Origin of the sequence: Solwaraspora sp. WMMD792, assembly GCF_029626105.1 — a bacterium.
In the GTDB taxonomy this organism is placed as follows: domain Bacteria; phylum Actinomycetota; class Actinomycetes; order Mycobacteriales; family Micromonosporaceae; genus Micromonospora_E.
In genome coordinates this window covers 2,963,225-2,979,331 of the sequence record NZ_JARUBH010000009.1, presented here as the reverse complement: position 1 = coordinate 2,979,331, position 16,107 = coordinate 2,963,225, and the positions used below count along the sequence as shown (strand labels likewise).

The following is a 16,107-nucleotide window of genomic DNA, read 5'->3' as shown; positions in this document are numbered from 1 at the left end:
TGGTCAGCGGGTGGGCTGCGGCCGGCCGCGGATGCAACCGCTGACCTCGCCAAGGAGTTGGCGATGACGGTGCAGCAGGCTGCCGGCTTGACCCGCCTTGCCCAATCCACCCAGGGCGGCGGCTGCCTCGACCGATCTGTGTAGCAGCTCGGGGAGGGTACGGGGGAGTAGCGCGGCGTCGGCCGTACTCAGCTTGCGCTTCTGGGCGTGCGCGTCGGCAGCTTCGGCGATGACCGCGTCCGCGGTGGTCCCGGTGCCGTGGGTGATCGGAGCGCGATCACGGGCTCTGTTGAGCAACAGAAGGATGTGCGCTGGCCATGCCTGCGTCATCCCCCGGTCCTTGATCTTGCTGTCTCGCAGATCGTCGCGGAACTTTCGGTACGTCCCGCCCTTGGTGTCCTTCGGGTTGGTGGCGGCGATGGATGCCTCCAGGGCGTCGGCGGCGAGGACCAGCAGACGGATGCGGGCAGCCTGCGTGGTCGCCTGGTCGAGGGCCGCGTGGACGAGCTCCAACCGCTGTACGGCCAGTCCCTTGGTCCAGCTGGTGTCGGTGGCGCTGGCCGCCGTTTGCCGGCGGCCGTCAGGTGGCTGTCGGCTGGCGAAGGCGTCAGCCAGTCGTCGTGCCTGGTCGGTCACGGTCTTGCCGATTGCCGAGGCGGCCAGCAGGCGCCAGGCTACGTCCAGTTCCAACGAGCGCAGTGCCCGTTCTGCGGCGATGAGTAGCGGCAGGTCCCCGCCGGTGATGGCGGGCCACAGGTGGACGTCGCGATAGCCGGTGCCATTTGCAGGGGTGGCGTTTTCCCGGACGAACAGGGGGATGCCGTGTCGGGCGCCGATGAGGCGCATGGCGCGGATCAGGGCGAGGACCACCGGCTTGTGCCCGGTCGGGATGAGCAGCAGCGCCCCGGTCTCGCGGGTGAGTCGGGCCTCGATCGCGCGTTCGATGGCGGTTTCGTCGATGTCGGTCAAAGTGATCGGCTCGACCCAGCTTTCGCCTCTGGCCGCTCCGGTGACGTTGTGCGTGATCGTGGCGATCGATGCGGCGTCGGCCGTGGCGATGTCGAGGCTGCCCTGGCCGTCGTCGACGGCGAAGATGACGGCGCGCAACCGGGTGTCCCCGACGTCGAGGAAGTCCCGCACCGCTGCGGGGATGTCGCTACTCAATTGGTCCCCGATGAATTTCTCGGCGGCGCCACGGCGTGCGGTTCCAGCTGGCCAGACCGCCAGCACGGTGTCTGCCGGTGCGACCCGCGGCTCGGGCAGGCCGGCGTTGCTCCAGCCGTCGCCGTCGACCGCGAATCGGGTGAGGTAGTCACCGATGAAGCTGGCGTCGCAGGCGGTGGGCGGGCGGAGGTTGTGACTGCCCTTTCCGATGTTCTGCAGTGAAGCGACCTCGGATCCGTACAGCCATCGGTAGGACGGCAGGTCGACGGAGGCGCAGATCATCGGGTCGTCGTGGCGGTCGTGCGCGATCATGCCAAGCTTCGCGCCGAGCGGCGGGCCGCCGCTGGGCTGCTCGTACCTGCGGAGGAGGTCTTCGGCCCACGGGTGGTCGATCTGGTCGAGTTCCAGCAGTTCCTCGTAGCGGCTGACAACATAGCGGCGGACGGCGAGGCTGGCGGTGCCGTCGCGGCGGACGACGGCGTCGGCGAGTACCGCGCGCAACGACGCGGTGTCGTACGCGGCGAACCCTCGGTCGTGGCGCTCGGCGGCTCGGCGGACGAGGTCGTGTCCGTCGTCGGTGAGCCCGACCATGGGCGGGTCGGTGAGGGCGAGGTCGGCGAGGGCCTGGAACATGCGCCAGCGGACCAGGACGCCGGCGACCGGGTCACGGTCGAGTCTGTCCTGTGGGTCGACGATTTCGTACGCGGTCCGGCCGTTGGTGACGATCAGCCGCCAGGGGAGCCCCGCCTGAGACAGCGCGGTGAGCACGCCCATGGCCAGGGTGGTGGAGCCGGAGCCCCAGGTCACCATCGCCTCGGTGTAGCGCGGGGAGCGGTCGAGGTGGGCGGCGACGGCGTGGATGACGTCCACTTCCGCCAGACCTTCGATCGTCGCCGCCGCGATGGTGTGGATGGTCGCCGCGTCGCCGGTCCCGGTGCGCAGCGCCTCGGCGAGGGTCTGGGCGATCGGCGCCGTGTCCAGGTCATCGGGTGGCTGCTGGCGGGTGCCGATCACCAGTACGTCGAGGTCCGAGGTCTCGGTGAGTCTGGTCAGGGCACCGAGCAGCGGGCTGGGTGCGGCAGTACGGGGGTGGTCGTCCTCCCAGGTGCCGTCGATGAGTAGTCGCCGGGCTGCGGACGACCCGGCGGGGCCGGCGGCTGTCGCGGCGAGTTGTCGGCAGCGGGCTTGGACCCGGTCGGCGCGGACGGTCTTGGGGGTGGGGCCGTCCGCGCGAAGCAGGAGATCCGCTTCCCCGGTGATGTGAACCAGCAGGCGCATGGGGGCCATTGTGGAAGACGACGGGTCGGGTAGCCACGGAGTGTCGGAATGCCGTCCGGGCCCCGCCTCGAACAGCCTATCCGTACCGAATCTTCGGCAACTTTAGTAGTTGATCGATCGGAGTAGTTGTGTGTACGGTGTCGGCCGTGCACGTCTTCCCCGCCGAGATCCCGGCAGCCGAGGCCCGCCGCGCCGACGTGGTGGAGGTGCGGGTGGCCCGCAAGGTCGCCTCGCTGTTCGGGGTGGACGGCGACCTCCCCCCGTTCCACCGGTCCTGGGTGTGCGACTACACCACCCTGTCGCTGGCCGAGATAGGGCGCGGGGCGCCTGCCCCGGACAAGGCACAACGGTCCGGTCTGGACGCCGCCACGTTCGCCGTGCCGGCCACCGACGGCGACCGGGACTGGTCGTGGGTGGGCCGCGCGGTCTGGGCGGGTCCGCAGGCACCCCTGCCTGGCGGCTTGAGCAACGCCACGCTGAACCGGTACGGCCCTGACACAAAGGCAGCAGCGGTGTTGGCCGCCGCCAACCGGCTGCTGCGTGACGCGACGGCCGCCGTCGCTGCCGCCGCCCAGTGGCTCGCCTCCGGCGACTGTGATCGCGAGATCCGCTTGGCGGTGTGGGCAGGGCTGGTCCTTGAGGTCTACCGGGCACAGCCGGCCCTGGTCGTCGCGGCCGTTCAGGCCCGCCAGGTGCAGCGGTCGCTGTCGGCCCGGTGGGGCAGACAGGTCGACCGGGCACGGGTGGTCGCAGGTGACGACGCCCCGTCAGAGATCCGTCCGTGGGCACCGCAGCCCCCCGACGACACCGGCGCGGAGCGGGCCGACGCCCGCTGGCGGCCGACGTCGTTCGATCTGGTCGACGCGACACTTCCCGCGATCGGGCTCGCCGTGGACAAGTCCGGCGACCCGGCCGGTGGCGTTGGAGTGGTGTCCCCGGAGGCGCTCGACGACATCGCCTCGGCCTGGTGTCACCGGCTGCTTGACGTCGGGCGTCCCGGCAGGGGTGTGGTGTGGCTGACCGAGGACGACCGGGGCTCCCGTCACGTCCAGGCCATGGTGCGGGTCGGTGCCGTCGTGGCTCCGTTCGTGGCAGCCAGCCTCGGCGGTGTGACCCGCGTCGGCCACGCCCCGACACCGACGCTGCCGACGTTGCCCGACGCCGGTGAACTGGCAGGCCTTCCGCTGTTGCACCGCCGCGCCCACCTGCTGGTCGCCCACGTCGCCACCAACTACCTCCGCTACCGCGACGAACTCCTGACGACCCGGCCGGACCTGCGTCACCAGACCCGGGAGCTGGTCGCCCTCGCCGTCGTGCGCAGTGGCGAGGTGCTCGATCCCACGGACCCGGTGGCGTTGCTGCTTCGCGCGTACGGTGCCTACCTCGACGTGTGGGACTCGACCCGCGAGCTGCCCGGCCCTGACGCCGACCCGGATCCCCACCGGGTGTCCTCCGTGCGGCGGCTGATCGCGTCGCAGCAGCACGTCGTGGAGTCCTGGCGGTCCGGTCGGATGGACCCCGGCGCGGCGGCGTACCTGCTGGAGATCGGCATCACCGCGTTGCTCGACGCTACCTCCCTGCCTGCGGCGCTGCCCGACCCGGACTCCCCGGTGGACCCGACCGAGGCGTCCGTAGCCCAGGTCCCCGCGTCGATGATGAAGTCGTGGTGGTCGGCCACGCTGACAGCACGGGGAATCGACCCTGACACCGATCTGGCAACCGTGATCGACTCTCTCAGCGACGCCCAGGTGTTCCACCTGCACCACTACGCCGACTGGCGGTCCCGCACCGGCCGGCGTGGCGACCTTCGTCAGGCCCTCGCGGTGCAGGAACGGGTGGCGGCGGTGCGTACGGAGGTCGTCCGCCGGGAAACAGCCGGATACGCCGCCAAGGCCGTCGCCGCCCGCTCCAGCCACCAGCTCGCGGCCCGGATCGCCACCGACCTCGCCCTGGCCACGCCCGACCGGGAACACGCCGCCCGGGCGCGGGCCTGCGCCACGGCGGTCCGGCACGCCCGGACGGTGCTGTCCGACCTGACGGTGCGGCGTGACTCGCCGCAGGCGTCCGCCTCGACCGCGCAGGTGGTGGCGCGGGCGCTGTGCGTGGCCGCCGCCAACGGCATCACCGTGGATCCCCGCGACGCCGCTGCGGCGGTGGCGCTGCTCGACCGCGTCACCGCCAGCGCCACGGCGTCGGCGGACCGGACGCCGAGCAATCAGTGGGTGGGCGGGTTGCCGCTCACCCAGTGGCACGACTGGCACACGACACTCTCGGCCGTCGCCGACCACACCATCGGCGGGTAGCGACCCGCACCTTCCCAGCCCTCCACCGGACGAACGGCGAGACCGTGGACATGAATGGCGTACCACCACCGACTGAGCACATCGGGCGCAGGCACTGGGTGCTGATTGAGACGGGCGGCAACCAGCGGTACATCTTCGGCAGCAACCGGCTGCGGCACGTCGTCGGGGCGTCGCAGCTCGTCCACGAGATCGGCACCGAGTGGGTGCCGACCGCGGTCGGGCGACTCGACGATCCCGACGCCACCGTGGTGATGACCGCCTCCGGCAAGGCCCTGCTGCTGGTGGGTTCGGTCGAGGCCGGCAGGGCCGTCATCCGGGAGGTCAGCGGCCGGGCGCTGCGGGAGGCTCCCGGTCTACAGGTGACCGGGGTGGTCGGCCCGCCGTTCGACGCAACCGACCCCGCCGCGCACGAGCCGGCGCGAGACAAGACGTACAGGCTGCACGTCGAGGTGCGGGCGGCCCGCCGGGATCCGCTGCTGCGCGACCGGGTGTTCCCCTGGCACCGACTCTGCCGGGACAGCGGCCAACCGGCCGCCGACGAGGAACGGTACGGCGAGGACGAACTCGTGGCAGCCTCGGCCGGAGTGCTGGCCCGATCCGATGCCAGACATCGGGCCAGCCAGCGGCTACTGGAGCAGCTGCCCGGCGACCTCGGTGATGTCGTACCGGCCAACACCGACGTCCTGCGGCAGAGCGGGTGGGCGGCGGTCGTGCACGCCGACGGCAACGGCGTCGGTGGCCCGTTCCGTCGCTTCATCGACCATGTCATGGCGGTCGAGGGCACCAGCTCGGTCGACCTGGCCACCCATCTGCGCTACCAGCGGCTGGTGTCCGCGGAGCTGGAGAAGGCGACCTGGGACGCCGTACGGGATGCCATCGCCGCCCTGCGGGACCAGCGGGCGGGGGAGGAACTGACCGGGCGGCTGCTGCCGATCGTCGTCGGCGGAGACGACGTGACACTGATCTGCGACGCGGCGCTCGCCGTGCCGTTCGTGCGGGCCTTCGCCGAGGGGTTCGCCCGGCATACCGCCGTCCAGCCGAGGCTGTCGGCCATCGCCCGGAAGGCCACCGGTCGCGGTAGTCTCACCGCCTCCGCCGGGATCGCGGTGATCAAGCCCCATCACCCCTTCGGGGCCGCGTACGAGCTGGCCGAGGCGCTCACCGTGTCAGCCAAACGGTTCCGGTCAGCGGCCGCGTTCGACCTGCACGTGGCGCACGCCGCCACGCTGCGGGACCTGACACTGCTGCGGGAGCACACCGAACCGGCCGCGAAGTGCGGCCCACGGGTGGCCCGCTACGCCGGGCCCTACCTGCTCGGTGCCGTCGAGGACCTGCCCGTCGAGTTGCGTCACCGCAGTGTGGAACTGCTCGACGAGATCACCAGCTGGCTCGACCGTACGGGGTGGTTGTCGGCCGCCCAGGCCCACGCCCTCCGCGAGGCCGCAGACCGCAGCTTTGCCGAATACCGCCACCAGTTGCGCCTGACGGTGCCCCGCGCCCCCGACCCGGACCGGGCCCGCGCCCTTCTCGACGTCCAGCTGCCCACCCCGGGCACCGACAGCGGGCGGCAGCCTCCGGCGGACGGCACCGACGCGCCGTTCCTGCGGCTGTTCGACGCGATGCACTTGCACGGCCTGCGCCTGGACACCTTCGCTCCGGCCCCGTCGACCGACCGGTCCGCATCCAAGAAGGACATCCGATGACGCTGCCCACGACATTCGAGATCACCCTGAAGTTCCTCAGCGACTGGCACATCGGCACCGGCCAGGGCCGGTTGGGCAGTGTCGACGCCGAGGTCCGCCGCGACAGCGACCACCTGCCGTTCGTGCCGGCCAAGACCATCGTCGGAATCTGGCGGGACGCCTGCGAGACGGCGGCGGACACCTTCGACCGGGGCGGCGACCGGCCGGCGGCCTGGCGGGCATGGGTGGACTGGCTGTTCGGTACCCATCCACCGGCCGAGGAAGGGGACTCTGCCCGTACCGGGAAGGAACCGACGCCGGCGGTCCTGCGGGTCACCCCCGCCCGGGCTCCGGCCTGGCTGCGCGACGGGGTCAGGGGGCAGCCGACGCTGGCGCAGGCCGCTGTCGTTCTCCGCCCCGGCGTGAAGATCGACGACGAGACCGGTACGGCCGCCGACCGGTTCCTCCGGGTCGAGGAACGGGCGCTGCGCGGCATGCTGCTACACGCCCGGGTCAGCGTCGCCGCCGCGATCCCAGGTGATCCCGACCGGCTTCCCGCACCGGCGGAGCTGCTGTTGCGCGCCGGCGCCCGGCTCGTGGAGGCGGTCGGCGGCAGACGCAACCGTGGCGGTGGGCGGGCGGCCTTCCTACTGCCCGGTGCCCAGGTGGACGGCGACGGTCCGCACGCGACGGTGACCGACAGCCAGCTGGTCGAGCTGCTGGCCGGCGGGGTGCCCGCCGACCCGCCAGCGCCACCGCCGGCCGGTCCGCGGGTCGAGGTGCACCCGTACGACCGGCTGCACCCGGACCGGCACCGTGTCGTGCGGGTGGTGCTGCGGGTCCGTACCCCGGTGGTGGCCGTCGCCGATGTGCTGGGAAACGTCATCAGCGGCCATGACAGCATTCCCGGCACGATGCTGCTCGGCACTGTCCTGCGCCGGACGCAGCCCGGACCATCGGCTGACGGTGGTGGGCGTGCCCGGATCGGCCTGGCCGACGTGCGGGTCGGCGACGCGGTACCGGCGATCGAGGACCCCCGTGATCCTGCCTCGGTGGTCCCCGCCCGCCCGGTGCCGATGGTGTGGCACCGCAGCGGGAAAGGCCGGGGCGGCACCGTCCGCAACATCCTCGGCGGTGACGCGCCAGCTGAGGAACAGGCCAAACCCATGTCCGGCTGGGTGGTGCCCAACGGGACCGGATGGCGGCCGGCCGACCCGGCGAAGACGGTGTCCACTCACGCCGTCGTCGACGACGTGCAGCGCCGCCCGACTGTCGCCAGCGGTGGCCTGTTCACCAATCTCGGCATCGCCGCCGGGACCGTGCTCTGCAGCGACATCGTGCTGCCGGAGCAGGCCCGGCTGCGGCTGGACCCGGGAGAACAGTTGCGGTTCGGCCGCTCCCGTAAGGACGACTTCGGCCTGGTCGAGGTCGTCCGGGTGATCGACCCGCTGCCGACGCCACCACCGCCGACCCTCACCGAGGGGCAGCTGCTGGTGTGGTGCGTCTCCGATGTCCTGCTGCGCGACGAACGGCTGGCCCCCGATCCGTCACCACAAGGGCTGGCCCGGGCGTTGTCTGCGGCATTGGCACCGGTGTCGGTCGAGGCGATCGGCCGGCTGACCGCCGCCGCGGTCCGGCGGGAAGGATTCGGCGTCGCCTGGGGGCGGCCCCGGTCCAGCCAGGTGGCGTTGCGGGCCGGTAGCGTCGTGCGCCTCACCGTGACCGGCCAGCTGGACCCGGCCGTGCTCAGCCGGCTGGAACGCGACGGCATCGGCGAACGCACCGTCGAGGGGTACGGCCGAATCCGGTTCAACCCGTCGGAGCTGTCCACCGCCGAACCCGACTTCGACTTCACAACCTGTTCCACCCCGTCGACGACGCGGGCCACGACCACGCGGGCCGCGCCGACCGGGTCCGACGGACCGACCGGGTTGGCCGAGCCGGTCCACCCGATCGAACTCCAGGCGTGGCGGCGGGCGATCCGACGGGCCAGCGCCGAGCTGCGGCCAGAAGAGGTCATCAAGGGCATTGACCGGCTGGCCGGCCAACGGGCACAGCTCGGGTCGCTGCGCGCCCAACTGGAGCGGCTGACCCTGCCCGGCGGGGCGGACATGGTCCGCGACTGGCTGGCGGGCACCCGGGCGGTCCGGGCCCGCCGGGAGACCTGGACCGAGCCCGTCCTGGATGACCTGTCCGCGCTGCTGCTCACCGACCGGAGACTCGTCTGGGAGCGGTTCGGGCTGGCCGGTGCCCAACCCACCCTGGTCCTCGCCCCCGGGCGGGAGGACACGCTGCGGGAACAGTTGCACACCGAGGCGCTGCTGACTGCGGTCACCGCCGCACTGCGTTCCCTCGGTCGGACCACGTCCACAGCGGCCGCCGGCACCCGCGCCACCACTGGGAAGGAGACCTCCTGATGGGACAGTCGATCGGCACCCGCATCGAGGTGCGCGGGACCCTGACCTGCCTCGGCCCGGTCCATGTCGGCGGCTGGGACACCACCGCCCTGGCGGATTTGAGTGTCGCCCGGGACGGCACCGACCGGCCCTTCCTCCCCGGATCCTCCATCGCCGGAGCCCTCCGGGCCTACCTCGCCAGCACCGACCGGTTCGGCGGCGACCGGACGCTCGGCGAGGGACCAACCGCACCGCTGGATGCGCTCTTCGGGCACGTCACGCCGTACTCGCACAGTGGATCACCGTCCTGGATCCGGATCGACGACGCCCCGCTGACCGGCGAAACGGTCGCCCCTGCGGTCCGCGACGGTGTGGGTATCGACCGCCGGTCGGCAAGTGCCGCAGCCGCCTACCTCTACACACGGGAAGTGCTCCCGGCCGGCACCGCCTTCGCGCTGCGTCTGGTCGCGGACATCCCGACCGCCGCGCCCGAACCCAGGTACCCCGGCGGGTGGCCGGCACTGATCCACGACGCCGTCGAGACCATCATCGCCGGCCTGTGCCACGGCCGAGTCCCGATCGGCGCCGGCCGGGGCCGTGGCCACGGGCGGGTGCAGCTGCGCGACGTCACCGTCCGACGCGCCGACCTGTCCGAACCGGCCGGCCTGGTCACCTGGCTGACCGGAACCGCCGAACCCACCCGGCCACCGGTGGCGGACCTGCCGCCGCAGGACGGCCGGCTGCGGATCACCGTCTCCTGGCGGCCGATCACCCCGGTCCTGGTACGCGATTCACTCAGCGGCACGGTGGTCGACACGCTGCCGCTGACCGCGACCGATGTGGACGGTATCGTGCGGCTACTGCTGCCCGGCTCGTCGATCCGCGGTGTCATGCGGTCCCACGCCGAACGGATCGTGCGTACCCTGCTGCGGCAGGACGCCCCCGACCACGCTGACGGCGACGGCTTCGGTGAAAATCTGCGCCGACCACCGGTCGGCGTCGACGTGCTGTTCGGGGCGGCACCGGTCGGGCACCGGCAGGGCCGCCCCGCCAGCCAGGACACCACCGGCTGGCGGGGCGCGGTGAGCGTGGCCGACTGCCACAGCCTCGGTCAGCTCAGCGCGCAGAGCTGGAACAGCGTGGTCACCGTCAGTCCGAAGGCGCGGGCCGCGACCGCGCAGACGACACCGACCGCCCGGACGACACCGACCGCCCGGACGACCCCGGGCGCCGCGCCCCGCCAGGAACGGGCGGACCGCAACAGCGACCGCGACCAGGCCCGCACCCGGCTGTACGGCCAGCTCGACGACATCTCGTCGGAGCTGCCCTTCCAGATCAGTGACCATGTCGCCATCGACCGGTGGACCGGAGGAGCCAGCGACCACCGACTGTTCAGCGTCCTGGAGCCGAGCCCCACCGTCCGGTGGGAGCCGATCCGCATCGAGATCGACGTCGCCCGGCTCGCTCGCTTCGCCGGGCCCGACCGGTCCGACCCCCGGCACGCGTCGGCCACGGCCGCGCTGCCGTTGCTGCTGCTCGTCCTGCGGGACCTGCGGGACGGCTGGTTGACCCTCGGCTACGGCAGCACCCGGGGCCGGGGTCAGATCGAGGTCACCGATGTGACCTTCGAGGGTGCCGGTCTGGCCGGTGCGTGGCAGTCGCTGGCCGGCCGCACCCTCGACACCATCCTCGCCGACTCACCCACGGACATCGTCGACGCGATGGCCAGGTGGGAGAACCAGTTCCAGGAGAATCCAGCGTGAGAGAAATCGCCCTCGGCGCGACCTTGCACGCCGTTCGTGCCGCCACCCCGCTCACCGCCGCCGACGCGGTCAGCTGGTTCACCGCCCGCCCGGCAGGGGCGGGCCAAACCCTCGGCTATACCTTCTCCGCTGGTGCCGCCACCTGGCTGTCGATCGGCCCCGACGGTGCTGTCGAGCATGTCAGCGATGCCGACAACGTCCTCGCCGAAGCGTACGAGCTGCTGCTGTTCGACGGTGAACGGGAACTGCGCTGGCTGCGCGAACCCGACGGACGCGGCACTGCGGTCGCCCTCGGCGAGGACCCGGCCGACCTGCCGCCCGGCCGGCCGGTCACCGCTGAGCCGGCACCGCGACGCGGTGACACCCACCGGCGGCTGCTGGCCGGAACCCCGCAGCAGCATCCCAGAGCAGGCTGGACCTCGCTGGCCAGCGACCGGTACGCCGCCGCGCACCTGCCGGTGACGGCGGTCGGTGCCAGGGCGCTCACCGTGGAGACCGTCGAGTACCTCGTCGAGGACATCCACGGCAACCTCGATGTGGCCGACGTCCGTACGGTCGCGCTGCGGGCCACGGTCGCGGACACCGGGGCCGCGCGTGAGCCGGAAAGGACGACGGCATGAGTACGTCGAACGACAAGCTGAAGCGCAGGGTCCAGGCCGAGCTGACCAAGCGGGACGGCCACCTCGAAGGGGTGATCGACGGCAGCGGCAGAGGCAAGGCGGCAAGGCTGAAACCCCTTAAGCCGTCCGAGTGGGACAGTGCCCTGACCGAACACGTCGACACCATGGCCGAGGGCGGCACCGTCACCGTCACCGTCGTCACCGACCTGGCCGCCAACGGGAAGCGGACCGCCCAGCTTGTCGGTGTCGCCCCGCTGGCGAAGGTCACCACCGACCCGGACCGGACAAAGCGGCTCGACTCCGGAGGCGGCTTCGTCAACCCGTACACGTTCGTGCCGACCCTGCCCCGGACGGACCGGGACGGCACCCGCCTGGCCGACACCGGCCTCGACGACGCCGCGCCGACCAGCCACGCCTTTCACACGGGCGGACAGTTCAGCGGCACCCTGGCCCTGACCTTGACGACCGTCTCCCCGCTGCTGCTGCCGGTGCGCGCAGCGACGCAGCCTGCCGACGGCATCCGCACGTTCGATGTCCGGGTCGACCCGAACGGACTGCCGCTGATGCACGGCGCCTCCGTCAAAGGTGCCCTGCGCAGCGCCTACGAGACAATCACCGCCAGCCGGTACGGCGTCTTCTTCGACCACCACGAGCGGCTCGCCCACCGGGCCACCACCGACGCCGCGTTGAATCTCATCCCGGCGCGGGTCCACCAGCTCGCCGACGGCAGCACCGCCTTCCGGCTGTGCCAGGGAGACGCCGGCTGGCCACGGACCAACGGCAACCAGACCCAGTACGCCGCCTTGGTGCCCGCCTACGGAGCCGAGCCAGCCGTACGCCTCCTTGGCGAACTCGACGGGACGCCGCTGTCGGACCACCATGGCACGCTGGTCCATGCCCGGGTCGTCCTCCGGCGCGACGGCGGCCGCGCCTGGCAGGTCACCCACCTGGCCCGCACCGAGAAGGAGCTGCACGCGGGCCTGGCAGAGCAGGGCCTCACGTCGGATCGTGCCACCGAGGAGCGGCACCGGATCGTGTGGGGCTGGCTCTCCGCGAGCGGGAAAACCATCGAATCCAAGCGCTACGAACGGCTGTTCGTGGAGACCGCCGGCCGGGACGTGCCGGTCACCGACGACCACAAACGCTACTGGCAGTCGGTGCTTCGGGCCTACGACCTAGCCCACGGATACAACGACCCCCAGGCCACCTACCGCCGGGATCCCGCGACAGCCAAGGGAATCGTCCGGTCCAAACACGTGCCCAGCACCCGCGAGTTGCGGGAACTGCCGGTGGGCACCCTCGTCTACCTCAGGTACGACAGGTCCCGCGACGAGATCACCGAGGTCCACCCGGTCATGGTCGGCCGGCTGCCGTTCGCCGCCGCGCCCGACGATCTGCTGCCGCCCAGCCTTCGCCCCGCGCAGGATCGCGACCAGCTCTCCCCGGCGGACCGGCTGTTCGGGTGGGTGCCGTCCGGTGGCGGCGACGACGTTTCCGAGGCCAACGACGGGGCCTCGGGCTACCGTGGCCGGCTGCGGGTACGGTCGGTCACCTGCGTCACCCCCGACTGGAAACCCACGGATTTTCCCCCGGACGGCGTCGTCCTCGCTCCGCTGAGCACTCCCAAACCCACCCAGTCCCGCTTCTACGCCGCGTCCGACAACGCCGGGACACCTCTGCGGCGTGGGGTGCGCAAAGCCGACGGGTACGCCGCCGACGGCGGGCTGCGCGGCCGCAAGATGTACCGCTGGCGGGCGGAAGCCCCGGACCACTGGGAGCCCGGCCGCGACCGCACCGTTCCCGGCCCTGGCTACCTGGCCCTGCCCAAGCAGCGCACGGACCACGCCACACAGCTGGCCCGCCACCGAGGTTGGGTGCGACCCGGTGCGACCTTCCAGGTCGAGCTGTTCCTCGACGCTGTGCCGGAGGTCGAACTCGGTGCCCTGCTGTGGCTGGTCACCCGTGGCGGCGACACGCCTTTGCGGCTTGGCGCCGGCAAGCCGTACGGCTTCGGCGTCGTGACCGTCCAGCTCGACCGGGACCGGACCCGGCTGTGGGACGCTGCTGGCGTCCGGGCAGGCTGGTCACGGCTGACCCGCCCCGCCCCGGTCGACCCGGACCGGCTGACCACCCTCGCCGACCGCTTCGCCGCCACCGCCAAGGGCAACGAGGTGCTGCGCGAGGCCACCGAATCGTACCTGGCCGCCGCCAAGCCCGTCACCGAGGAGGTGCACTACCCCCGGATGACCCGCCAGCCGCAGGCCGAAAGCTACGAGTGGTTCGTCGCGAACGAACGGCTGGAGAAGAAGGCAGTCGTCGAGGGATGGGCGTTGCCGCATGTACGCGACCCCGACCAACGGCTGCCGTACCTCGGCAGTGGCGAGGGCTGACGACAGGGAGCGGTAGGGACCATCCTTGTCGGCAACCTCGGTACGCTCGGGACAGCATCAGCCGGTCTCTCGACGTGATCGGCTGTAGTCGCTCGATCGCCAGCCGTGCTCTGGCAAATCCGGAAGCCCAATCGCCGCCCGCCGCGAAGGGTCCGTCATGACGGCCGTGAGCGCGGACCCTTCGCGGAGCTGTTTTCCCTGTTCAGCACCTGTTCTGTAGTGGACGATGATGGCTGTGGGGCCGTCGCGAGACCCGCTGCCGGCGGACCCTTCGCGGACCGGTCGCTCCGGCGCAGGTCAGGAGGGGTAAAATTTTGACCCTGTCGCAGCTCTCTCGGGAGCTGCCCTTCATTGAGGCGCGGCCCCAAGGTCCGCGCCTTCTGGCACGCGAGTCGCAGCTCTCTCGGGAGCTGCCCTTCATTGAGGCCCAGTCCGACACTGAGGGTGAACCACCCGACCGTCGCAGCTCTCTCGGGAGCTGCCCTTCATTGAGGCAGGTCGGCCCTGCGGATCATGCGCAGCCCGTACGCGGGTCGCAGCTCTCTCGGGAGCTGCCCTTCATTGAGGCTGGCGGGCAGCACCCGGCCAGAAGGGCGTCAAGCTCGTCGCAGCTCTCTCGGGAGCTGCCCTTCATTGAGGCTCGCTGTGACGCGGGTCGTCTGCGTCGATGGCGAACAGTCGCAGCTCTCTCGGGAGCTGCCCTTCATTGAGGCTTCAGCGCCGGATGGTTGCCGCGCCGAACCTGCTCGGTCGCAGCTCTCTCGGGAGCTGCCCTTCATTGAGGCGAATCGAGCAGGACGCGCCCGAACACGCGGCGGTCGCAGCTCTCTCGGGAGCTGCCCTTCATTGAGGCATTAGCATGTTGATGTTTGGTGGTTGTTCGATAACTGTCGCAGCTCTCTCGGGAGCTGCCCTTCATTGAGGCGACCACGTCCCGGACGTGTCCGATCCCGACCTGCTGCAGTCGCAGCTCTCTCGGGAGCTGCCCTTCATTGAGGCGTCTCGCGTCGCCTGCGCGGGGAGACCGCGTTCGACCGTCGCAGCTCTCTCGGGAGCTGCCCTTCATTGAGGCCCGTGGGCACCGGATGAGATCGCGGCCGTTCTGGGCCGGTCGCAGCTCTCTCGGGAGCTGCCCTTCATTGAGGCTGACGCTGTTCACTGGCGTTGAGGCCACAGTGAACGTCTGGTCGCAGCTCTCTCGGGAGCTGCCCTTCACTGGTGCGGCAGGGCGGTGGGGGCCGCCTCGGTACCCGAGGCGGCCCCCACCGCCGTGGGTGGGGTCAGTGGGGGAGTGCGCCGGACTGCAGGGCGGTGGTGAAGGTGCCCCACTGGGCGGTGCTGAAGGTCAGGGTGGGACCGGTGCGGTCCTTGCTGTCGCGTACCTCGGCGTGGCCGGCGTGCCGGCGGGCCTCGACGCACGCTCCGCCGTTGCCGCCGCTGCGGCTGGAGGTGAACCAGGGGGTGTCGGGCTTCATCGCAGGTGCTCCTCGATCGGGATCGACTGCTCGCGGACCTCTCGGAAAATCCGACGGTACTCCGACAGCTCCTCCGGACGCTCCAGGTAGCGAGCGCCCACATGGGACTCAACGTACGCGATGTCAGGATCGTCCGGGTCGGCGAAGTCGAGCAGGATGAACGGGCTGACCATCGCGGCGTGGGCACCGGCGGACCAGGGAAAAACCCGGATCTCCACCCGCACCCGTCGACCGACGCTGGCCAGGTGGGCGCGTTGCTCGGCCATCACCGCCGAGCCGCCCACCTCACGGGCGAGGGCACCGGCACCGAGGACCGCGACTATCCGGGCCGGCTCGGCCCGGTCGTAGTAGGAGATTTGCCGGTCCAGCCGCAGCGACACCAGCCGCTCGATCTGCTGCTCGGACGCCTGCCGGTCGGCGGCCCGGAACACGGCTCGCATGTAGTCAGGAGTCTGGAGTAAACCGTGTACCAGCTCCGGATCATAAAGCTGGATCTCGGTGGCGGCGGCTTCGAGGCCGAGGTACAAGCGGAACCAGTCCGGCACGGCGTCGCCGTGCGACTCCCACCAGCCCTGCTCGTCACACGCGGCGGCGAGCCGGGTCAGTGCGTCCGTCGTCTCCGGGTCCGCTCCGTAGAACCAGCAGAGGCCGCGTACGGTGTTCATCTTGACCGGGAACTTGCCGTTCTCGATGCGCCACAACGTCGTACGCGAACAGACTTTAGCCCGCTCCACTTCCTGCTCGGTGCGGCAAGCCTCCTCGCGTAGTCGGCGCAGTCGCCGCCCCAGTTGGCGGCGCACCACAGTCGGTCCGGTCACCGGCATCCCTTCACCTCTCTCTCGCGCGACAAATCACCACCCGCGCCAATGTTTCAAAATGAAACATCTGGTCGGGCCGCTCGCCGGATCGCCACGTCGCACTCGTGACGGGGTCGGCGTATGCGACGGATTCTGCCTTATCGGAGCGGGAAACGGGGTCCGCGACAACGGTGAATTCGACGGAGGTGGCGAGACGATGCGGTGGGACGGAGCCCCAT

General features: G+C 71.3%; 9 protein-coding genes and 1 CRISPR repeat array. Of the genes, 6 read left to right on the top strand and 3 right to left on the bottom strand.

All coding sequences use genetic code 11. The features are described from left to right. Nucleotides 1–3 precede the first annotated feature (3 nt). Nucleotides 4–2,442: a hypothetical protein gene (locus tag O7629_RS14485; RefSeq protein ID WP_278169770.1), complete on the bottom strand. Its 2,439-nt coding sequence runs from the start codon at nt 2,440–2,442 to the stop codon at nt 4–6. 146 nt (nt 2,443–2,588) lie between these two features. Between O7629_RS14485 and O7629_RS14480 the strand changes: the two genes are divergently transcribed. The 6 genes from O7629_RS14480 to O7629_RS14455 all read left to right on the top strand — a co-directional run bounded on the left by O7629_RS14480 (nt 2,589) and on the right by O7629_RS14455 (nt 13,596). Then, nucleotides 2,589–4,745 carry a hypothetical protein gene (locus tag O7629_RS14480; RefSeq protein WP_278169769.1) on the top strand — a complete coding sequence of 719 codons (2,157 nt, stop codon included), beginning with the start codon at nt 2,589–2,591 and terminating at the stop codon, nt 4,743–4,745. A 98-nt stretch (nt 4,746–4,843) separates the two neighbouring features. Continuing rightward, a complete protein-coding gene (locus tag O7629_RS14475; protein ID WP_278169768.1) occupies nt 4,844–6,448 on the top strand; it encodes a hypothetical protein in 1,605 nt (534 codons plus the stop codon). After that, a complete protein-coding gene (locus O7629_RS14470) occupies nt 6,445–8,844 on the top strand; it encodes an RAMP superfamily CRISPR-associated protein (protein WP_278169766.1) in 2,400 nt (799 codons plus the stop codon). Before O7629_RS14475 ends, O7629_RS14470 begins: the two co-directional genes overlap by 4 nt. Next, complete coding sequence (locus O7629_RS14465) at nt 8,844–10,586, top strand: RAMP superfamily CRISPR-associated protein (protein WP_278169764.1); 1,743 nt, start codon at nt 8,844–8,846, stop codon at nt 10,584–10,586. Before O7629_RS14470 ends, O7629_RS14465 begins: the two co-directional genes overlap by 1 nt. Continuing rightward, nucleotides 10,583–11,206 (top strand): CRISPR-associated protein Csx19, encoded by a 624-nt coding sequence (csx19, locus tag O7629_RS14460; RefSeq protein WP_278169763.1) that lies wholly within the window; start codon nt 10,583–10,585, stop codon nt 11,204–11,206. The genes O7629_RS14465 and csx19 overlap by 4 nt, the downstream gene beginning before the upstream one ends. Continuing rightward, on the top strand, nt 11,203–13,596 hold the full coding sequence (locus O7629_RS14455) for a TIGR03986 family CRISPR-associated RAMP protein (RefSeq protein ID WP_278169762.1): 2,394 nt from the start codon (nt 11,203–11,205) through the stop codon (nt 13,594–13,596). Before csx19 ends, O7629_RS14455 begins: the two co-directional genes overlap by 4 nt. 322 nt (nt 13,597–13,918) lie before the next feature. Next, nucleotides 13,919–14,818: a CRISPR direct-repeat array (repeat unit 36 nt; unit sequence GTCGCAGCTCTCTCGGGAGCTGCCCTTCATTGAGGC). Between the two features lie 58 nt (nt 14,819–14,876). On the opposite strand, the gene O7629_RS14450 is transcribed toward O7629_RS14455, so the two are convergent. After that, nucleotides 14,877–15,071 (bottom strand): DUF397 domain-containing protein, encoded by a 195-nt coding sequence (locus O7629_RS14450; RefSeq protein WP_278169761.1) that lies wholly within the window; start codon nt 15,069–15,071, stop codon nt 14,877–14,879. Continuing rightward, on the bottom strand, nt 15,068–15,889 hold the full coding sequence (locus O7629_RS14445; protein ID WP_278169760.1) for a DUF5753 domain-containing protein: 822 nt from the start codon (nt 15,887–15,889) through the stop codon (nt 15,068–15,070). Before O7629_RS14445 ends, O7629_RS14450 begins: the two co-directional genes overlap by 4 nt. Nucleotides 15,890–16,107: the final 218 nt, after the last annotated feature.